Raw genomic sequence first — 19,352 nt, forward strand, 5'->3', positions numbered from 1 at the left:
AGCACCGACCGCTGCTCCGGCAACGGCAACGGCATCGACGCCGCCCCCGGTGCCGGCACCGGCACCGCCAGCGAGGCCAACGCCATGGACACCGACTGTGCCGCACGCAGGTCGAGCCGGCCGCAGGTGCCCTTCGCACGGTGCCGCATCTCCGTGGCGGCCAGGCTCAGCAGCTGGGGCAGCAGGTCGTTGCACCGCCGGACCACCCAGGCGGTACCCGCGGTGGCCAGCCACAGCAGGCTCGCCGACTTGGTGGGCGGCGGGAACTCGGGCTCGGCGGCGGGCTCGGTCCCCCACGCCATGCCGGCGTCGGCCAGCAGCCCGTGGAACCGTATGGCCAGCTGCCGATGCCCCCGCTCCCCGGGGTGCAGCCGGTCCGCGCTCCACATCGCCCGGTCGTCGACCCAGTCGCCCTCGGCCGCGTGCAGATGCAGGGCGCCGTACCGCTCGGAGAGCGCGTGCACCACGGCGTTGACCGCACGCTGGCGCCGGGCGAGGGGGTTGCCCAGCACTCCGGGCAGCCCGAGCATCGAGCCGGGGTCGGGCAGGCACGCAGTGAGCACGGCGGTGCCCTGCCGGGTGAAGGCGGCGTAGACCTTGTCGAGGCGTTCGGCAATGTGGTGGATGTCGAAGGTGCCGCGCAGGGTGTCGTTCACCCCGACGAGGACGGAGGCGACGTCCGGGCGCAGGGCCAGTGCGGCGGGCAGCTGGGTCTCCAGCACGTCCCGCGTCTGTGCCCCGCTGACCGCGAGGTTGGTGAACTCGGCGGACGGTTCGGACAGCCCCCCGGCGAGCAGCGCGGCCCAGCCGCGCCACCCGCTCCCGCGCCCGCTCCCGCTCCCGTTCCCGTTCGCCACGGGGTCGCCCACTCCCTCGGTCAGCGAGTCCCCGAGGGCGACGTACCGGAGCGGTCTCATGCCGCCCCCTCCGCACGCGCGAAGGGACGCACCGGCACCGCCGCGTCGTGCGCGGTGAGGAAGGCGTCCACCGCCGTACCCCACCCGAAGCACTCCGCACGCGCGCGTGCCGCCTCCCGGCGCTCGCGCTCGGGACGGTCGAGCAGCATCTCCACGGCGTCCGCGAAGGCGTCCCCGTTGTCCGCCGCGGTGGCCCCGGCGGAACCGATCACCTCCGGCAGCGCGGAGGATGCGCTCGCCACGACGGGCGTGCCGCAGGCCATGGCCTCCAGCGCGGCGAGCCCGAAGGTCTCGGCGGGCCCGGGGGCCAGGCAGATGTCGGCGGAGGCCTGGAGCGCGCCGAGCAGGCTGCGGTCGGCGACATGCCCGAGGAAGGTCACCGGCAGGTCGCGCTCCTGCGCCCGCTGTTCGAGCCGCGCCCGCAGGGGGCCGTTTCCGGCCACCACGAGCACCGCCCGCACGCCGCGCCCACGCAGCGACTCCAGGGCGTCCAGCGCGGTGCCGGGCCGCTTCTCCACCGAGAGCCGGGAGCACATCACGAGCAGCTTCTCGTCGGCACGCGCGTGTGTCTCGCGCAGCGCCGCGTCGCGCAGGGTGGGACGCCGGTTCATCAGGTCGACGCCCAGCGGAGCCCGTACGACGTTGCGGGCGCCGATCCGCACGAACTCCCGCTCGGCGAACTCGGTGGTGCACACGACCTTCGAGTACGTGTGGGCCGTACGGACGTTGAGGGCGTCGGCGGCGCGCCGGGACAGGTTCTCCGACAGGCCCCAGGTGCGCAGCACGCCGTCGGCGGTCTCGTGGGAGACCATCACGGCGGGGACCCGGGCGCGGCGGGCCCACCTGCCGGTCCAGCGCAGCGTCGTGCGGTCGGAGACCTCCAGGCGGTCGGGGGCGAGTTCCTCCAGGAGGGCCGCGACCCGCCGCTTGTCGACGAGCACGCGGTAGCCGCCGGTGCCGGGCAGCATCGGGCCGGGCAGGGTGATCACGCGGCCCTGCTCGGTCTCGCAGTCGCTGTACTTCTCGCCAGGCACGACGAGGACGGGGTCGTGGCCCGCCAGCTTGAAGCCCTTGCCCAGCTCACGCAGCGCGGTGCGCAGCCCCCCGGATGCGGGGGCGACGAAGTTCGCCATCCGGACGATGCGCAGCGAGGTGTTCGTGCCGGTCCGAGGTGAGGCGTCCATGCCGTCGCGAGGTGAGGCGTTCATACCGTCGTGAGGTGAGGCGTTCATACGGCCACCGCCGGCCTCCGTGCCTTGAGCACGGCCTCGTAGTGAGTGATGAGCTGGTCGCCGATGGCGGCCCAGGTGCGGCCCTCGACCGTGGCACGTGCGGCGGACCCGTACACGGCCCGCAGCGCGGGGTCGGCGGCCAGGGCCCGCACGGCGTCCCGTACGGCGTCGGCGTCGCGCGGCGGCACCAGGAGCCCGGTGCGGCCGTGGTCGACCAGGTCCAGCGGGCCGCCGGCGGCGGGCGCGACGACGGGCACGCCGCTCGCCATGGCCTCCTGCACGGTCTGGCAGAAGGTCTCGAACGGGCCCGTGTGGGCGAAGACGTCGAACGAGGCGAAGATCCGGGCGAGGTCGCCCCCGCCGCGGCGGCCCAGGAAGACCGCGCCGGGCAGCGCCTCGGCGAGAGCGGGCTGGCTCGGCCCGTCGCCGACGATCACGACCTTCACGCCCGGCAGACCGCACACGCCGGAGAGCAGGTCGATGTGCTTCTCCGGGGCGAGCCGCCCGACGTAGCCGACGATGAGCTCGCCGTTCGGGGCGAGTTCGCGGCGCAGCGCCTCGTCACGGAGTTCGGGGCGGAAGCGGGCGGTGTCCACGCCGCGTGCCCACAGCTTGAGCCGGGGCACCCCGTGGGTCTCCAGATCGCGCATGGACGCGCTGGACGGGACGAGGGTGAGGTCGGCGGCGGAGTGGACGGAGCGTATGCGCCGCCAGGCCGCGGCCTCGCCGGCGCCCATGTAGGTGCGGGCATATCCGGCCAGGTCGGTCTGGTAGACGGCGACGGCGGGGATGCCGAGCCGGGCGGCGGCGGCCATGCCGCGGACGCCGAGGACGAAGGGGCTGGCCAGGTGCACGATGTCGGGCTGGTGCTGGATCAGCGCGGCGGCGAGGCGTCGGCTGGGGAGCGCGACCCTGACCTGGGGATAGCCGGGGAGCGGGAGGGAGGGGACATGGACGACGGGGCAGGGCGCCAGGGAGGCGGCTGCCTTGTTCCCGGGGGCGGGAGCCGGGGCGACGACGATGGGAGCGTGACCGCGATCGACGAGGTGTCGGGCGGTCTGGAGCGCGCAGTGGGCCACGCCGTTCACATCGGGGGGAAAGGATTCGGTCACGATGACGACACGCATACCGGTGTTGTCGCCGCACCGGACGTGGCCGCGTCAAAGTGGATCTTTCCGAACGACAAACGTCCCATGAGCGTTCCGCTGCGCCCCCGAGCGGGTCAGGTCACGTCCATGCACACCTGACCCGCAGGTCACCCGGAGTTCACCCGGCGGGCAGAACTCCGCGACATTCACAAGGCGGACACATGGCCGCCCGATGATCAGCCGGCGGTCGCGTCCGGTCCGATCCTGCTGCGTACGGCCGTCTGGACCTCGTCCTCCTCGGCCGGGTCGGCGGCGAGCCGGCGCAGTCGCTCGACCACGCGCGTGTCACCGGTCTCGGCGTGCCGGGCGGCGATCTCGCGGGTGGACTCCTCGCAGTCCCAGAGGCACTCGACGGCGAATCCGGACGCGAACGAGGGGTCGGTGGCGGCCAGAGCACGAGCGGTGCGGCCGCGCAGATGCGAGGAGGCGGTCTCGCGGTAGATATGGCGCAGTACGGGGGCGGCGCAGGCGATGCCGAGCCGTCCGGTGCCGTCGACGAGGGTCCACAGGGTCGGCGCGTCGGGGCCCTCGCCCCGTACGGCCTCGCGTAGCGCCGCGAGGACGAGGTCCTTGTCCTCGGCCCCGCCCAGGCAGGCGAGCATGCGTCCGGCGGCGGCGCCGAGCGGGTCGGGCCGTCGGGCCCAGCCACGCGCGCGGTCGACGGCGGCGACGCTGCGCATCCGCTCGAAGGCCTCTAGGGCAGCCTCCACGACGGCCGACGATCCGGTGATCACGGCCGCCTCGATCAGCTCGAGGGCGTCCCGGTCGTTGCTGTCGGCGAGGTAGCGCAGGGCGGTGCAGCGGGCGCCGTCGGTGCCGTCCTTGGCGGCGGCGACGATCTCGGGCCGGTCCTCGGGGCCCGCGACGGCCGTGAGACACCGGGCGGCGGGCACATGAAGCGCGGCTCCGCGCTCGATGCCCTGCTGGGCCCACTCGAAGACAGCCTGCACGCTCCACCCCGGACGGGGCCCGGTAGGTCGCATCTGCCGTTGCCAGCGGTCGAAACAGCCGGCCTCCTGAGCGGCACGCACGCGCGTGGCGATCGATTCACGCGAATCCTCGGCCCACAGCCGCCACGGCCGTGGCTCAAAAGCATCGCGTACGACGACGGCCAGCTCGGCCTCGCCCTCGGGATCGGCCGGGAAACGGGCCAGGACGGGCGCGGCGAGGGCACGCAGCCCCGCGTCGTCGTCCCTGAGCGCCAGCTCGTCCAGGGCCCAGGCCCAGTTGGAGCCCGTGGCGGCGTACCTGCGCAGCAGCTCCAGGGCGTCCCGCCTGCCGTAGGAGGCGAGGTGGCCGAGCACGGACAGGGCCAGCCCCGTGCGTGACTCCTCGGTGTCGAGGGCGTCCTCGACGTCGAAGAGGTGCGCCTCGATGTCGTCCAGCTCGCCGTTCAGGTCGAGGTAGAGACGGGCGTAGTACAGGGAGCGGTTCTCCACCTGCCAGTCGTGGCGGGGGTCCCGCAGCACACAGTGGTTCAGGGCCGCGAGCGCCTCGGCGCGCGGGGCGGTGAGCGCGTGCAGTGTGCCGTCGCCGCGGCCCCGCTGGAGCAGGCCGAGCAGCGTACCGCTGGGCGCTATGACCGGTTCGAACATGGGAAACAGCCTCACATCAAGCGTCGACGCAACCGGGGATCCTGCTTCACCTGGCCGCGTGACAACACGTCGGGGCGCCCGCCGTTTCCTGCTTGCTGTAGACCATCTTCCTCTGCCTCTCGTCGGTGGCCCATGCGGACCGCATCACGGCCCGCGCGGTGCGGCAACACCTGCCCAGCCATCGCGTCCGTGAATCACGACGTCATGATGACTCGGCACTTCCATCTACCGCGACCGAAATTTCGGCGGCCCTGTACCGCCTCCCCCGTTTTCCGTGTTTTCGCTGGTCAGAAAGCTCGGCTCAGTGCACGCCGAACAGTTCGAGCAAGTCCGTCTTGCCGAACATACGGGCCGTGTCAACGGCTGACGGCGTGCCCGCGGCCGGGTCGGCCCCGGCCTCCAGCAGTGCCTTGATGACGTCCGTCTCGCCCTTGAAGACGGCACCGGCGAGTGGTGTCTGGCCCAGGTCGTTGACGCGGCCCGCCTCCGCGCCCCGGGCGAGCAGGGCGCGCACCGCGTCGGCGTGGCCGTGGTAGGCGGCGAGCATCACGAGGGAGTCGCCGCGGTCATTGGTGAGGTTGGCGGGAACACCCGCGTCGACGTACGCCACGAGCGCCTCGGTCTGCCCCTGCCGGGCCAGGTCGAAGATCTTGGTCGCCAGCTCCACGACCTCGGGGTCGGGGGCTTCAGTCATCGGCCGGACCGCCTCTCACTACAAACACGGGGACTGCGGGAACTACGGGAACTGCGGGAAGCACGGGTACGGCCGGCGAGCGGTGTCGGCCGTACGAGTGATTCGCCAGGGTACTGGCTCGCGCGGCACATGACCCGATGCGACCGAGGCAAAGATCATCGCAGACACGGCCGGACGCAACAGCCCCGCTCATCCGATCCGCGACACTCCGCCACCAGAGGGAAATCTGCCGAATTTCACCCAGTTGCACCTTTTATCGTATGGATACATCCTGTGAGCCTGGAAGTACTCATGGTGACTGTCCCCACCAACCAGGAGCGCTCACATGATCCTCTCCATCTCAGGCGTCGTTCTGCTCGGCATCGTCGTCTTCATCTTCTTCCGCAAGGACGGACTGAAGGCGTCGCACGCCCTGATCTCGGCGCTGTTCGGCTTCTATCTGGCCAGCACGGCCATCGCCCCGAGCATCAAGGCCGGCGGCGAGAGCCTGGCAAGCCTCTTGGGCGGCATCCAGTTCTGACGCCGCCCCTCCCGCCCGTACGCACCACCAGGAGACAGCAGTGGCCCGCCGCCCCCTCCCCCGCATCCTGAGCACAGGCAGCGCGCAGATCGCCCGGAACCGGGAGCTGGCCCGGGCGCAGATCGCCCGAAGCCGGGAGCTGGCCCGGACGGCGGCCGACAGCGCCTCCGATGTCCTCCACCCGTTGATCACGATCACCCGCGGACTGCGCCGGCTGGCCTCGGCCGGGCGGCGCAGGTGGGCCGACACCCCCAAGGACAGGCGCGGACCGCTGCTGTTCCTGGTGGCTTCGGTGATCCTGGTCGTGGCACTGGTGCCGTACGGGCCGCTGCTCGCCGCCATCACCCTGATGGCGGCGGCAGCCTGGCAGGGCCGTGACCGGGGGCCGTCGACGCCCGACGGGCCCGACGAGTCGCAGACGGAGCGGCTGAGGTCGCTGTACGAGGCGCTGGTCCCGTACTTCTCCGCCGCCGAGGACCCGGCCCCGCTCTACACCCACGGCGGCGAGTGGGAGAAGGCCTTCCCGGAGTACGAGTTCGACGGCACGGGACGCGTCAGCCATCTCCTGGTCCGCTACCCGGCCTACTTCACCGACGGCGAGGCCCAGGCCCGCGCGCGGATCGAGCATCTGCTGACCACGAAGTCCGGCCGTGGTCGCGAGTACCACTTCGCCTGGGACGAGGAGGGCAACGAGCTCGCGGTCACCGTCCTCGCCCCGCTGCCCACCGGCGTCGCCGCCCAGCGCTTCGTGACGAGCCCCGGCGAAACGGTCCTCGGCTTCACCGACCCCACCCAGGTCCAGCGCACGCTCCCCCTGACCTACGGCGACCAGCAGCGCGACGTACCGCCGGTCGTCTGGCGCACCGGCGTCCGCTCCACCGAGCCCCACCTGCTGATCATCGGCCAGCCCGGCAGCGGCACCTCGACCCTGCTGCGCTCGATCGCCCTGCAGGCCCTGCAGTACGGCGACGTCGTCATCATCGAGGGCGGCAGCACCGGCGAGTACGCCTGCCTGATCGGACGGGACGGCGTCCTGGCCGTCGAGTGCGGGCTGGCCGGGGTGCTGGCGAGCCTGGAGTGGGCGGCGACCGAGGCGGAGCGACGCCTGATCGCCACGAACCGGGCCCGCCAGACGGGCAACCCCCCACCGGAGGACACCAAGCGCCCGCTGTGGATCCTCCTGGACCGCCCGACCGCGTTCTCCCACCTCGCCGCCGCGGACGACCGCAAGGACCCGCAGTCCCTGCTCCAGGTGCCCCTGCGGCACGGCCGGGCGGCCAACGTCACGGTGGTCGTGGCCGACCAGTGGGACACCATGGACGCGCTCAGCGATGCCGTACGGCAGCACACACGCGCGCGTGTCGTGCTGGGCCCGGCTACGGCACAGCAACTGGAGGCGGTCCTGGGCGCTCCCCCGCACACCACCCCGGTCGCCGACGTCCCACCCGGCCGCGGCTACGCCCGCCTGGGCACGGGCCCGGTCCACCGCCTCCAGGTCCCGGCCACCCCGGACCCGTACGACGACGCCACCAGCGAGGCCCACCGGCAGGCGGTACTGGACCTGTTGCCGGCGCGGACGACGCCGGTGGAGGCGGAATCGCTGGGAAGGCTGGAAAAGACAGAACAGGAGCCGGAGCCGGTGCCGGCGGAGGCTGTGGTGGCCGAGACTTCGTAAGGTCGGCGCAGCCTGCGGGCAGCGCAGTCGTTCCGCTGGGGCGGCGCCCGTCCCGAATAGCCGCTGGGGCGGCGCCCGTCCCGAAGAAGGGCGGCACCCCACTGCCGCCGGGATGCGCGCCCCACCCCCGCCCGGCCCCGACGCCGGGCGCCGTCACGCCACGAAGGGCCGCACCGGCTCTCCCGCCCCGGAAACCCCGCTCTCGACCAGCCGCGCCGCCGCCCCCAACCGCGCCGCGGCCTCCTCCGCCACCGCACCCCCCACGGTGAACGGCAGCCGCACATACCCCTCGAAGGCCCCGTCCACCCCGAACCGAGGCCCGGACGGCACCCGGACCCCCACCCGCTCCCCCACTTCGGCGAGCCGCGACCCCGACAGGCCCCCCGTCCGCACCCACAGCGTGAGCCCGCCCCTCGGCACCTCGAACTCCCACTCGGGCAGCGCCCGCCGTACGGCCGCGACAAGGGCGTCCCGGTTCTCCCGGGCCTGCCCCCGCCGCAGCTCCACGGCCTGCTCCCAGCCCCCCGTGCCGAACAGCCAGTTCACGGCCAGTTGCTCCAGCACAGGCGTCCCCAGATCGGCGTACGCGCGCGCGGCCACGAGAGAGCGGATCACATCCGGAGCCGCCCGCACCCAGCCGATCCGCATCCCGGCCCAGAAGGCCTTGCTGGCCGACCCGACGGTGATGACGGTCGACCCGGCGGGGTCGAAGGCGCACACGGGTCGCGGCATCTCGAGATCGTCGTCGAGCCACAGCTCGCTCATCGTCTCGTCGGCGACGAGCACCGTCCCCGCCGACCGCGCCGCGTCCACCAGCCGCCGCCGCTGGTCCTCGTCGGCCAGTGCCCCGGTCGGGTTGTGGAAGTCGGCGACGACATAGGCGAGCCGGGGCGCGGCCTCCCGCAGCACCTGCCGCCAGCGGTCCACGTCCCAGCCGGCCAGCCCTTCGGCCATGGCCACGGGCACGAGCCGGGCGCCCGCCTCCCGCATCAGCTGGAGGATGTTGGCGTACGACGGCGACTCGACCGCGATCCGCTCACCGCGCCCCGCGAACAGATGACAGATCGCGTCCATGGCGCCCATCGCCCCGGTCGTCACCATGATCTGCTCGGGCATGGTCGGAATCCCGCGCGCCGTGTACCGGTCGGCGATCATCGCGCGCAGCGCGGGCAGCCCGGCCGGATAGTCGCCGTGGGTGTGGGCGTACGGGGGCAGCTCCTCCAGGGCGCCCTGGACGGCCCGGGTCAGCCACGGCTCGGGCGCGGGCAGCGCCGCGGTGCCCAGGTCGATCATCGAGCCGAGTGCCTCGGGCGGCAGGGGCTCCAGACCACGGGCGGGCAGGGGGTTCCCGGCCGGTACGGCGGTCCAGCTCCCGGCTCCGCGCCGCGACTCCAGGAACCCCTCGGTGCGCAACGCCTCGTACGCGGCGGCCACGGTCGTACGGCTCACGGAGAGCGCGAGGGCCAGTTCACGTTCGGCGGGCAGCCGCGCGGCGACCGGGATACGGCCCTCCAGGACCAACAGCCGGATGCCGTCGGCCAGCGCCCGGTACGCGGGCGGGCGCTTGCTGCCGGGGCCGGCGGGGCGGTCCTGCTGGGAGGTGAGGAGCCGGGCGAGCTGCGCGGCACCCACCGCGGAAGTCCACTGCGCCATGATTTCCAGTCCACCTTCTCCGAATTGGCCATGGAGGGCGTTGCTTCCCAAGCCACAGGGTGTCATGCATCAGTCCACTACCACCACGGGGGGGCACGTCTTGTCCACGCAGGGGCATCCCACAAAGCGGCTCACGCAGGGGCATCTCATCCGGCGGCTGTCACAGCTCTACGTCGGGCTCGCGCTGTACGGCGCGAGCTCGGCGTTGCTCGTCGAGGCGGGCCTTGGCCTGGAGCCGTGGAACGTGCTGCACCAGGGCCTCGCCGAGCTCACCGGTCTGACGATCGGCGTCGTGTCGATCTTCGTCGGCGCGGCGGTGCTGCTCCTGTGGATCCCGCTGCGCCAGCGCCCGGGCCTCGGCACCGTCTCCAACGTCTTCGTGGTCGGCATCGCCATGGACGGCACGCTCGCCCTGCTTCCGGAGACCCACACCCTGGCCGTGCGTCTTCCCCTCCTGCTGGCCGGCATCGTGCTCAACGGCGTGGCCACCGGCCTCTACATCGCAGCCCGCTTCGGGCCGGGCCCCCGGGACGGCCTCATGACCGGCCTGCACCGGCGCACCGGCCGCTCGGTCCGCCTGATGCGCACGGCCGTCGAGGTCGCGGTCGTCGTGACCGGCTTCACCCTGGGCGGCACGGTCGGCGTGGGCACCGTCCTCTACGCGGTGTCCATCGGCCCGCTCGCCCAGCTCTTCCTGCGGGTGTTCGCCGTCCCCTCGGCATCGGACGGCAGCACGGTCGTTGCCACCGGGCAACCCCCGCGCGCGATACTGCGTCCGTGAGCACCACGCGGATACGCCACCCCTACCTCGACCACCCCGGACCGATCCCCTTCGCCCACCGGGGCGGGGCGGCGGACGGCCTGGAGAACACCGCACTGCAGTTCCGGCGCGCGGTCGAACTGGGCTACCGGTACATCGAGACCGACGCCCACACCACGCGCGACGGCAAGATCGTCGCCTTCCACGACTCGACGCTGGACCGGGTGACGGACGGGGCGGGCCGGATCGCGGACCTGCCCTGGGACGACGTACGGCAGGCGCGCGTGGGCGGCAAGGAGCCGGTGCCCCTCTTCGAAGAGCTCCTGGAGACCTTCCCCGAGGTGCGCTGGAACGTCGACCTCAAGGCAGAGTCGGCACTGCACCCCTTCCTGGAGCTGATCGAGCGCACGGGCGCCTGGGACCGCATCTGCGTCGGCTCCTTCTCCGAGGCCCGCGTGATCCGCGCCCAGCGCCTGGCCGGACCGCGCCTGGCCACGTCGTACGGCACCCGGGGTGTCCTCAATCTGCGGCTGCGCTCCTGGGGCGTGCCGGCCGCGCTGCGCCGCTCGGCGGTCGCCGCCCAGGTGCCCGAGGCCCAGTCCGGGATCCAGGTGGTGGACCACCGCTTCGTCCGGGCCGCCCACGCGCGCGGGCTCCAGGTGCACGTGTGGACCATCAACGATCCCGATGCGATGCACCGGCTCCTGGATCTGGGAGTCGATGGCATCATGACCGATCACATCGACACATTGCGCAAGGTCATGGAGGACCGCGGCGTCTGGGTATGACCCCCGTCCGCGCCTCCACCCGCGCGCGGGATCACGGGGAAGCGAGGGCGCGGGGTGGGCACCGGAACCGTGCGGACGGAGGCGGCCGACGAGGCAGCCGGGCGCCGGCGCGAGCAGCGCGGCTGGTACTTCTACGACTGGGCGTGCTCCGTCTACTCGACGAGCGTGCTCACCGTGTTCCTGGGCCCCTATCTGACGTCGGTCGCCGAGAAGGCGGCGGACGCGGACGGGTTCGTCCACCCCTTGGGCATCCCGGTGCGCGCGGGATCCTTCTTCGCGTACTCGGTGTCCCTGTCGGTGATCGTGGCCGTCCTCGTGATGCCCCTGGTTGGTGCGGCGGCGGACCGCACCGGCCGCAAGAAGCCTCTCCTCGGTGCCGCCGCCTACGTGGGTGCCGCGGCCACCACGGCCATGTTCTTCCTGGACGGCGACCGCTATCTGCTCGGCGGCGTCCTGCTGATCGTCGCGAACGCGGCCCAGTCGGTCGCGATGATGCTCTACAACTCCTACCTCCCGCAGATCGCCCCGCCCGAGGAGCGGGACGCGGTCTCCTCGCGGGGATGGGCCTTCGGCTACGCGTCGGGCTCGCTGATGCTGATCGTGAACCTGGTCCTGTATCTGGCGCACGACTCCTTCGGCGTCTCCGAGAGCATGGCGGTCCGTATCTGCCTGGCGTCGGCCGGCCTGTGGTGGGGCGCCTTCGCGCTCATCCCGCTACGCCGACTGCGCGACCGCAGGGCCGCCAAGGACACCGCCGAGGCGAGCGGTACGGAGGAGGAAGCGGCCAAGAAGCCGACCGCCACCGGCTTCCGGCAACTCGCGGCGACCGTCCGCGACATGCGCCGCCACCCGTTGACCCTCGCCTTCCTCCTCGCCTACCTCGTCTACAACGACGGCGTCCAGACCGTGATCTCCCAGGCGTCGATCTACGGCTCCGAGGAACTGGGCCTCGGACAGTCGACACTCATCGGCGCCGTCCTGCTGGTCCAGGTGCTCGCCGTGGTGGGCGCGCTGGCGATGGGGCGGCTGGCCCGGATCTACGGCGCGAAGCGGACGATCCTCGGCTCGCTGGTCGCGTGGACGGTGACGCTGGCGGCGGGGTACTTCCTGCCGGCCGGGGCGCCGGTGTGGTTCTTCGTGCTGGCGGCCGGCATCGGGCTGGTCCTGGGCGGCAGCCAGGCCCTGTCCCGGTCCCTGTTCTCCCATCTCGTCCCGCCGGGCAAGGAGGCCGAATACTTCTCGGCGTACGAGATGAGCGACCGCGGCATGAGCTGGCTCGGCCCCCTGCTGTTCGGGCTCACGTACCAGCTCACCGGAAGTTATCGGGACGCGATCATCTCGCTCGTGGCCTTCTTCATCATCGGATTCGCCCTGCTCGCGAGGGTTCCGGTGCGCCAGGCGATCAGCGACGCGGGCAACCCGGTGCCGACGACGATTTAGCGTTCCGAGTGAAAGGGCGGTAGTGTACGCGTTTGGCCTGCCAGGCGTACCGTTACTGCGCGTCAAAGATGCCGAAACGCTGGGTTACATCTGCTAGCAGATGTGACAAACCGGGCGCCGGTGGGTACGACATTGGTCAGCAAGGCTGCGGCTACGACGGCGACGCATCACCCGGAACGGGACACCGATCGGGAATCTTTACCGCCGACCGGACGTTGACCGGATGACGACGACAGCGACACCTGTCCTGTGGGCGACAAGCCCGGGAGGCACGATTCATGAGTGAGCGAGCTCTTCGCGGCACGCGCCTCGTGGTGACCAGCTACGAGACGGACCGCGGCATCGACCTGGCCCCGCGCCAGGCCGTGGAGTACGCATGCGAGAAGGGGCACCGGTTTGAGATGCCCTTCTCGGTCGAGGCGGAGATCCCGCCGGAGTGGGAGTGCAAGGTCTGCGGGGCCCAGGCACTCCTCGTGGATGGCGACGGTCCAGAGGAGAAGAAGGCCAAGCCCGCGCGCACGCATTGGGACATGCTGATGGAGCGGCGTACCCGTGAGGAACTCGAAGAGGTCCTTGAGGAGCGCCTTGCTGTTCTGCGCTCCGGGGCGATGAACATCGCGGTTCATCCCCGGGACAGCCGCAAGTCGGCATAACCCCTGCGAGTCCCCTTGCGGGGCTCGGGCGGGGTTAGCCCACCCAACGCCTGTAACCGCGGGCGCCGTACGCGAAGTCGACGTATGGCGCCCGCGGTTTGGTGTACCCAAAAACGCCTGCGGTTCGGAGTGCCAGACGAACTGGTGCCCCACATGGAAAGAAGCCCGGCGCCCAGTGGGCGCCGGGCTTCTTTCCATGTGGGTCAGCGGGTCAACGGCGGGCGCGGGTCCTGCGGCGCATCGCCCGGCTCGTCCCTGATGACCTCACCCTGCACGACCTTGCCGTCGGGACGGTGCATACGAGCCTGCTGGTAGGCATCGCCGAACGAACCCGCGGTCGCCTCACGCACCTTCCGGTCGAAAGTCCGCTCCGCATAGCCGCTCATGGCCTTCTGGACCGGCGGGATCAGCAGGAGCAGGCCCACCGCGTCCGAGATCAGGCCAGGCAGCATGATCAGCAGGCCGCCCAGCATCATCAGGCCGTTGCCACCGCCGCCCGCCGGGGCACCGCCGCGTTGCAACGCCTCGTTCAGAGCCTGGAAGGCACGGCGGCCCGCCCGCTTGATGACCACAGAGCCTAGGACGAGGCCGGCGAGCAGCAGCAGGAACACCAAGAGCCCGCCCGCCATGTCCGCGACCACGGTCAGCAGCCAGATCTCCAGCACCAGCCACGCCGCGATGCCCAGCGGCAGAAAGGTCCGCAGCCGGGAGCGCCGGGGCCGGGCGGGATAGGTGGGGGTCGGTGCGCCAGTCGTCATGCGTCCAGTGTGCCTGGGCCCGGCTCAGCGCGGGATAAGGGGACGTCGACGCCGCCTGGGCGGTCGTAGGTGACGACTGTCACATCTGTGACTGTTGGGTCGTGGGCCGACAGCCGTGAACGCTGGGCCGCAGGTTACGACTGGGGCGGCCGCGACGGGGCCGACGGCGATGCCTTCGTGCGGGCCATCAGCTTGCCGACCCGCTCCCGCGCTCCCCACGAGGTGACCCGCCACAGCGCCTCGACCAGGATGTCGCGGCTCATCTTCGAGTCACCGAGCTCCCGCTCGACGAAGGTGATCGGCACCTCGACGACATGGAAGCCGGCCTTGACCGCGCGGCGGGCGAGGTCGACCTGGAAGCAGTAGCCCTGGGAGGCTACGTCGTCCAGGCCGAGGCCCTCCAGGGTCTCGCGGCGGAAGGCGCGGTAGCCGCCGGTGATGTCACGCAGCGGGAGATCCAGGGCGAGACGGGAGTAGAGGCTGCCGCCACGGGAGATGAACTCGCGGGACTTCGGCCAGTTCACGACCCGGCCACCGGGTACCCAGCGGGAGCCGAGGACCAGGTCGGCCCCCTTGAGGGCGGTCAGCAGGCGGGGCAGTTCCTCGGGCTGGTGGGAGCCGTCGGCGTCCATCTCGATCAGGACGCCGTACCCCTTCTCGATGCCCCAGCGGAAGCCGGCGAGGTAAGCGGCGCCGAGGCCCTCCTTGCCCTTGCGGTGCAGGACCTGGACGTGATCGTCCTCGACGGTCAGTTCGTCGGCGAGCTTGCCGGTGCCGTCGGGGCTGTTGTCGTCGGCCACGAGCACGTGCGCCTCGGGGACCGCCTCGCGGACCCGGCCGACGATCGACTTGATGTTCTCCGCCTCGTTGTAGGTCGGAATGATCACCAACGCCGTGCCGAGCGGGCCGAACTGCTTCCCCCGGTCCTGTGCCGCGCGGGTCCCGTCGCCGTCGTTCACTGCTGCCCCTTCATGTCCGTACGCAGACGTCCACCATAGTCGTCGCGGCCTGCGCTGACGTGACAGCACGTTCGAATGGTGGTGTCGATTCCACAAGAGCGGGGTAAGTACAGGTTTTCGTGTGAAGCGGCGCCGACTCGCGCCTTCTGCTGCGGATGGGGGCCCGGCGCCCTTCGGGCCGACCTGGGACCCGCTGGCTGCGGGTCGACCGAAAGCCGTTGTCTACTGAGCGCCCGGGCCCCACCCGGGTCACACCTCCCCGACCGGCCGGAACGTTCCGTCGTCGCCGCGCGAGCGCTGAGCCTGGCTCCCAGTGGCGGTGCCCCGGTGCGGCACACCGTCCCTGACCCAGCGGCTTTGCGACGGGTTCGGGGAAGTTCCGCGGTTCCCCGGTCGGGCGTCCGGTGGTGGACTCGGCCGAACCTATCGGCCCCGGGCCTCCGCCTGTCAACAGCCGTTTGACCTGCGGTTATCCGCTAGATCCCCTGGTCAGCGCGGAGGATGCGCAGGTCGCACGACGGGGTGGTGCGGACCGATCGGGTTCGCGCCACCCCGGGAGATCACTCGCCCGGCCGTACGAAGACCGTTCGTCCGCCCACCACCGTGCGCAGGCAGACCGGGAGCGTGCGGCCCGGGGTCAGGTCGGGCAGTCCGGGGGTGCCGGAGCGGGGGTCGGTGGACCAGCGCGCGACCCGGTCGTCGGGGGCCTGGACCACCAGTTCCTCGGTGCGCCACACCGCGTAGTCGGCGGGCGCGCCCGGCACCAGGACGCCCGCGTCGTCCCGCCCGATCGCCCGCCATCCACCCCGCGTGTGCGCCGTGAACGCGGCCCGCACGGACACGCGGTGCTCCGGCGTGTGATGGAAGGCCGCGGCGCGGACCGTGCCCCAGGGGTCGAGGGGCGTGACGGGGCTGTCGGAGCCGAAGGCGAGCGGGACGCCGCCGCGCAGCAGGGCCGCGAAGGGGTTGAGGGAACGGGCGCGTTCGGCACCCAGGCGCTGGACGTACATGCCGTCCACGCCGCCCCACAGCGCGTCGAAGGCGGGCTGGACCGAGGCGGTCAGGCCCAGCTCGGCGAATGCGGCGACGGTGTCCGGCGTGAGCATCTCGGCGTGCTCCACACGGTGGCGGGCGGCGCGGATGCGGGCGAGGCCGAGCTTCTCGGCGGCGGCGCGCACGCCTTCCACGACGGCGCTCACGGCGGCGTCGCCGATCGCGTGGAAGCCCGCCTGGAGGCCGGCCTCGGTGCAGGCGGTGACGTGGGCGGCGACGGCGGCCGCGTCCAGGTAGGCGGTGCCGGTGTGGGCGGCGTCGGCGTACGGCTGGTGCAGACAGGCGGTGTGCGAGCCGAGGGAGCCGTCGACGAAGAGGTCGCCGGCCGCGCCGATCGCGCCCAGCTCCCGCGCCTTGCTCACATCCTGCTCCGCCCAGTAACCGACGACCCGGGGGCCTGCCTCCTCGGCGGCGAGCCGCAGCAGGCCGGTGAAGTCGTCCTCGGAGGAGATGTCGGGCCCGCCGCACTCGTGGACGGAGCCGATGCCGAGGGAGGCGGCGTGGGCCAGGGCGGCGCGCTGGGCCTCGGTGCGCTGGGCGGGGGTGATCGCGCTCAGCGCGGTGGCGCGTACGGCGTGGTGGGCGCCTGCGACGAGCGGGGCGTCCCCTGCATCGAGGCGCCCCGGCGTCATCTCCAGCAGAGCCGTGGTGACGACCGCCGAGTGGACGTCGATGCGGGAGAGGTAGAGAGGGCGGCCGCCGGTGGCCTCGTCGAGTTCGGCGCGCGTCGGTGGGCGGCCGCCGGGCCAGCGGGAGGCGTCCCAGCCGTGGCCGAGGAGGACGTGGTCGTGCGGGCGGGTGGCGGCGAAGTCCCGTACGAGAGCGAGAGCCGCCTCCAGGGAGGGGGCCTCGGACAGGTCGAGGCCGGTCAGGGCGAGGCCCGTGGCGGTGGTGTGCACATGGGCGTCGGTGAACGCCGGCGTGACCAGGGCACCGTCCAGATCGACGACCTCGTCCACACCGTCCGCGAAGGCGTCGGCGGCCCCCTCGGACCCGACCCAGGCAACCTGCCCGCGCTCCACGACCATCGCGGTGGCGAAGGGGTCGGCGGGGCTGTGAACTTCTCCGCGACGGAGAAGGACGGTCTTCGGCTGGGCGCTGCTCTCACTCATGGAGACCAGTCTCGCGCCTCACTCCAGCTGCTCTGGACTGGGGGCCTCCTCAACGCCGCCACGCCAATACCCCCACGCCTATAGGCTCCGCGGCGCTCAGACCCGCGGCGGCCGCGCCTCATACGGCGTGGACAACACCACCGTCGTCCGAGTCGACACCCCCGCCAGCGAACGCAGCCGAGCGAGCAGTTCCTCCAACTCGTGCGGCGTGGCCACCCGCACCTTGAGGATGTAGTTCTCGTCGCCCGCGACGCTGTGGCAAGCCTCGATCTCGGGCACGCCGGCCAGCCGGTCCGCGATGTCGTCCGGGGCACTGGGGTCGAACGGCTTCACCGAGATGAACGCGGTCATGGGCAGCCCCACGGCCTCGGGGTCGACGACCGCGGCGTAGCCACGGATGACACCACGCTGCTCCAGTCGGCGCACCCGCTGGTGCACGGCCGACGTGGACAGCCCCGTGGCCTTGCCCAGATCGGTGTAACTCATCCGCCCGTCCTTGACGAGCAGCTGCACGATTTGTCGGTCCAGCTCCTCCATGACGCAGAACCTACAGTGCGGTTGATCTCCTCGGATACCTGAGCAGCCCAGGTCATGCCCGGTTTGTGATGTGGCCGAGAGGCAGCTGTGGGCCGACTGAGGGACAAACCGGCCGCGCCGGGCACCTGCGGGCGGCATGTGACGAACGCCACAGGCCTCGAACAGGCTCCGTGATGTTCTCGTGATTACCGCCGAGACCGGGCGGGCAGTGCTTGCTGTGGTCGAGGCCGCAGTGCCTTCACGGCCCAGCCCGAGGGGGAGAAATCCATGCAGAGTCTTAAGCGCCCTGGTCGTACCGCACCCAAGCGGCTCCAGCCGGTCGTCGAGCCCGCTCCGGAGGGCGTCGAACCGGACGCCTTCGACGAGGAAGAGCTCGACGCGTACGACACCTTCGAGATGTACCGGGTGATCTGCCCGGACTGCGCGCAGCCCATCGCCCTGCTGGCGGACGAGGAGGTCCTGCCGGAGCACGCGCTGTGCGCCTCGCCGTGGAACCCGTTCGGCCTCACGGTCTGTGCCGGTACGGGCCGCATGGCCGCCGAGGCCCGCTCGGCCGACGAGTCGACGGAGCCTCAGGAGCAGGACACCGCCCTCCTGTTGACGCTCCCTCAGGGGCTCGACTGGCGGACCCAGCCCTTCTCGCACGTCGGCGGCCCGGGCTCGCGCCCCATCAGGGTCCCGGTCATGCGGCGGCAGGCCGCCTGAGCGCACAGCGCCGGCGTCACGTCGCTCGATCCCAGTAGCTGCCCTGCACCATGGCTCGCAGGCTGCCGTGGTGCAGGATCAGTGTGTCCGCCTCCGCCGGTACGGCGACTTCGCCGAAGTGGGCCTGGCGGTAGGCGATGCGCAGCATGACGACGGCGTGCCGCAGCGCGGCGTAGAGCGTGTAGAAGTCCATGTCACGCGGGGTGTGACCGGTGAGGTCGGCATAGCGGGCCTCGATCCGGTCCCGGCGCAGGAAGTCCGGCAGCCCGCGCTGCCCGAAGGCGACCGTCAGGTCCTGGAAGAAGCGGTGCAGATAGACGGTCCAGCCGAGGTCGACCTCGCGCGGGGCGAGTGCCGCCATCTCCCAGTCGAGGACGGCCGCGGGTTCGAAACCGTCGTAGACGACGTTCCCGATGCGCGCGTCGCCCCAGTTGAGTACCGGCGTGCCCGGGTCGTGGGGCCAGAGCTCCTCCAGGCGGTCGAACGCGTCCTCGATGAGCGGTGAGCGGGCGAGTCCGTCAACCACCCATTCGTAGTACGCGCGTTGCGCCGTGACATGACGACGCAGTGCGTCACCTTCACCTGGAAGGGCGAGGAACTGAGCGTCCCCGGCCGGTACTTGGTCGTGCAGCCGGCCCAGCAGGGCGATCGTCGCGGCCTCGAGGTGCTCGCGTTCCTCGTCGCTCGCCGCGTGCAGCCAGTTGCCCTCGTAGGTGTACGGCATGACGTCCGGCGGCACCCGCCCCTCGACTCGCTCCATGACGAAGAAGGGCGCCCCCAGCGGGCCGGGATCCTCCTCCAGCCACAGGACCTTCGGCACGGGGAGGTCGGACCGGTCGGCGACCAGTCGCATCGTGCGGTACTGGCGGGCCATGTCGTACACCGGGAACACCGTGTACGCCGCCGGGTCCGCCGCTAGCCGCAACGCGCAGGCGTGGACGGCGGGTTCGAGGTGTCCGGCACCCGGGCCCGCAGCGCCTTCCGGCTGCTCGATGCCGAAGAGCAGGGTCTCGCTGGACATGCCGTTCGACGCGGGGACGGTGACGTCGACCGCCCTGGCGCCGGGCAGCCGCATGTCGAGCCAGGCGGTGAGGCGGTGGGCGAGCTCGTCCGGATCGCGTGTCGTCGTGCGGGGGCGGGGTGCCGCGGTCAT

The 19,352-nt window shown here is 72.0% G+C and carries 17 protein-coding genes and 1 pseudogene; 7 read left to right on the forward strand and 11 right to left on the reverse strand.

The window, feature by feature from the left end; translation table 11 throughout:
* Nucleotides 1-62: 62 nt before the first annotated feature.
* From AB5J49_RS07615 to AB5J49_RS07635, 5 genes and pseudogenes are all read right to left on the reverse strand, one after another.
* A pseudogene (locus AB5J49_RS07615) lies at nt 63-917 on the reverse strand (SGNH/GDSL hydrolase family protein); the annotation flags it as partial.
* Nucleotides 914-2,101, reverse strand: coding sequence for a glycosyltransferase (locus tag AB5J49_RS07620; protein ID WP_369175074.1), 1,188 nt, complete (start codon nt 2,099-2,101; stop codon nt 914-916). The gene AB5J49_RS07620 and the pseudogene AB5J49_RS07615, both read right to left, overlap by 4 nt.
* A 44-nt stretch (nt 2,102-2,145) precedes the next feature.
* The gene (locus AB5J49_RS07625; protein ID WP_369167717.1) at nt 2,146-3,276 is read right to left on the reverse strand and encodes a glycosyltransferase family 4 protein; all 1,131 of its coding nucleotides are present in this window, start codon (nt 3,274-3,276) and stop codon (nt 2,146-2,148) included.
* A 197-nt stretch (nt 3,277-3,473) separates the two neighbouring features.
* Entirely contained in the window at nt 3,474-4,892 is a 1,419-nt protein-coding gene (locus AB5J49_RS07630) for a HEAT repeat domain-containing protein (protein WP_369167719.1), read from the reverse strand.
* Between the two features lie 301 nt (nt 4,893-5,193).
* Nucleotides 5,194-5,586 carry an ankyrin repeat domain-containing protein gene (locus AB5J49_RS07635; protein ID WP_369167721.1) on the reverse strand — a complete coding sequence of 131 codons (393 nt, stop codon included), beginning with the start codon at nt 5,584-5,586 and terminating at the stop codon, nt 5,194-5,196.
* 325 nt (nt 5,587-5,911) lie between these two features.
* Between AB5J49_RS07635 and AB5J49_RS07640 the strand changes: the two genes are divergently transcribed.
* Together AB5J49_RS07640 and AB5J49_RS07645 are read left to right on the forward strand one after the other, a co-directional pair.
* A complete protein-coding gene (locus AB5J49_RS07640) occupies nt 5,912-6,106 on the forward strand; it encodes a hypothetical protein (RefSeq protein WP_004002760.1) in 195 nt (64 codons plus the stop codon).
* 40 nt (nt 6,107-6,146) lie between these two features.
* Entirely contained in the window at nt 6,147-7,781 is a 1,635-nt protein-coding gene (locus AB5J49_RS07645; protein ID WP_369167723.1) for a hypothetical protein, read from the forward strand.
* A gap of 153 nt (nt 7,782-7,934) precedes the next feature.
* On the opposite strand, the gene AB5J49_RS07650 is transcribed toward AB5J49_RS07645, so the two are convergent.
* Nucleotides 7,935-9,434 carry a PLP-dependent aminotransferase family protein gene (locus AB5J49_RS07650; RefSeq protein ID WP_369167725.1) on the reverse strand — a complete coding sequence of 500 codons (1,500 nt, stop codon included), beginning with the start codon at nt 9,432-9,434 and terminating at the stop codon, nt 7,935-7,937.
* A 64-nt stretch (nt 9,435-9,498) separates the two neighbouring features.
* Between AB5J49_RS07650 and AB5J49_RS07655 the strand changes: the two genes are divergently transcribed.
* From AB5J49_RS07655 to AB5J49_RS07670, 4 genes are all read left to right on the forward strand, one after another.
* Complete coding sequence (locus tag AB5J49_RS07655) at nt 9,499-10,215, forward strand: YitT family protein (RefSeq protein ID WP_369167726.1); 717 nt, start codon at nt 9,499-9,501, stop codon at nt 10,213-10,215.
* Entirely contained in the window at nt 10,212-10,982 is a 771-nt protein-coding gene (locus AB5J49_RS07660; RefSeq protein WP_369167727.1) for a glycerophosphodiester phosphodiesterase, read from the forward strand. The genes AB5J49_RS07655 and AB5J49_RS07660 overlap by 4 nt, the downstream gene beginning before the upstream one ends.
* A 54-nt stretch (nt 10,983-11,036) precedes the next feature.
* Entirely contained in the window at nt 11,037-12,422 is a 1,386-nt protein-coding gene (locus AB5J49_RS07665; RefSeq protein WP_369167728.1) for an MFS transporter, read from the forward strand.
* Nucleotides 12,423-12,700: 278 nt separating this feature from the next.
* Complete coding sequence (locus AB5J49_RS07670) at nt 12,701-13,075, forward strand: RNA polymerase-binding protein RbpA (RefSeq protein ID WP_003977404.1); 375 nt, start codon at nt 12,701-12,703, stop codon at nt 13,073-13,075.
* 203 nt (nt 13,076-13,278) lie between these two features.
* On the opposite strand, the gene fxsA is transcribed toward AB5J49_RS07670, so the two are convergent.
* From fxsA to AB5J49_RS07690, 4 genes are all read right to left on the reverse strand, one after another.
* Nucleotides 13,279-13,833 (reverse strand): FxsA family membrane protein, encoded by a 555-nt coding sequence (gene fxsA, locus AB5J49_RS07675; RefSeq protein WP_369167729.1) that lies wholly within the window; start codon nt 13,831-13,833, stop codon nt 13,279-13,281.
* 134 nt (nt 13,834-13,967) lie between these two features.
* A complete protein-coding gene (locus AB5J49_RS07680; protein WP_369167731.1) occupies nt 13,968-14,792 on the reverse strand; it encodes a polyprenol monophosphomannose synthase in 825 nt (274 codons plus the stop codon).
* Nucleotides 14,793-15,352: 560 nt separating this feature from the next.
* Nucleotides 15,353-16,957 (reverse strand): amidohydrolase, encoded by a 1,605-nt coding sequence (locus tag AB5J49_RS07685; RefSeq protein WP_369167732.1) that lies wholly within the window; start codon nt 16,955-16,957, stop codon nt 15,353-15,355.
* Between the two features lie 96 nt (nt 16,958-17,053).
* Nucleotides 17,054-17,494 (reverse strand): Lrp/AsnC family transcriptional regulator, encoded by a 441-nt coding sequence (locus AB5J49_RS07690; RefSeq protein ID WP_016434164.1) that lies wholly within the window; start codon nt 17,492-17,494, stop codon nt 17,054-17,056.
* Between the two features lie 267 nt (nt 17,495-17,761).
* Between AB5J49_RS07690 and AB5J49_RS07695 the strand changes: the two genes are divergently transcribed.
* Nucleotides 17,762-18,199 carry a hypothetical protein gene (locus AB5J49_RS07695; RefSeq protein ID WP_369167733.1) on the forward strand — a complete coding sequence of 146 codons (438 nt, stop codon included), beginning with the start codon at nt 17,762-17,764 and terminating at the stop codon, nt 18,197-18,199.
* Between the two features lie 16 nt (nt 18,200-18,215).
* Here AB5J49_RS07695 and AB5J49_RS07700 read toward each other — a convergent pair whose 3' ends face one another.
* A complete protein-coding gene (locus AB5J49_RS07700) occupies nt 18,216-19,352 on the reverse strand; it encodes a phosphotransferase family protein (RefSeq protein ID WP_369167734.1) in 1,137 nt (378 codons plus the stop codon).

Source organism: Streptomyces sp. R28, assembly GCF_041052385.1.
GTDB lineage: Bacteria > Actinomycetota > Actinomycetes > Streptomycetales > Streptomycetaceae > Streptomyces.